Annotated in this window: 1 protein-coding gene; it reads left to right on the forward strand. The window is 48.7% G+C overall.

The genetic code is table 11. From position 1 onward, the window contains the following. Position 1 precedes the first annotated feature (1 nt). A partial coding sequence (gene traN, locus PORUE0001_RS00650) for a conjugative transposon protein TraN (protein WP_081454288.1) occupies positions 2–651 on the forward strand: 650 nt, incomplete at its 3' end.

A 651-nucleotide genomic window follows, 5' to 3' on the forward strand; every position in this document is an offset into this window, starting at 1 on the left:
TATACCGTATGGACTAGAGGTCACCTTTGACAAGACCACCCATCTCATCTTTCCCGCACCGATACGCTATGTGGACTTAGGGAGTGCCAACATTGTCGCTGCTAAGGCGGAAAGCGCAGAGAACGTACTCCGTGTTAAAGCCTCCGTCAAGGACTTTGAGACAGAAACCAATATGTCGGTAATCTGCACCGATGGCTCTTTTTTCGCTTTCAATGTGAAGTATGCCAAGGAGCCTGAGAAGCTGTCGCTAGAGATGGTGGACTTCCTGCACGCTGGTGAAGGTAATCTACCTTCAAACAAGGCAGATATATACTTCAAGGAGCTAGGCAATGAGACCCCTACGCTCGTACGACTACTGATGTCTACGATACACAAGCAGGATAAGCGACTGGTCAAGCATATATCGGCCAAGCAGTTTGGTATGCAGTTTGGTCTCAAAGCTATCTATGCGCACAATGGCTTGCTCTACTTCCACACGTCTATACGCAACAAAACGAATATGCGTTATCAGATTGACTACGTGACCTTCAAGGTTGTAGATAAGGCGGTCACCACACAGACGGCTATACAGGAGACTATACTCCAGCCCCTGCGAGCTTACAACGACCTTGCTGTTGTTGCGCCAAAGAGCGAGTTGCGTACGATCTACGC

The sequence above is a fragment of the Porphyromonas uenonis 60-3 genome, from assembly GCF_000174775.1.
GTDB lineage: Bacteria > Bacteroidota > Bacteroidia > Bacteroidales > Porphyromonadaceae > Porphyromonas > Porphyromonas uenonis_A.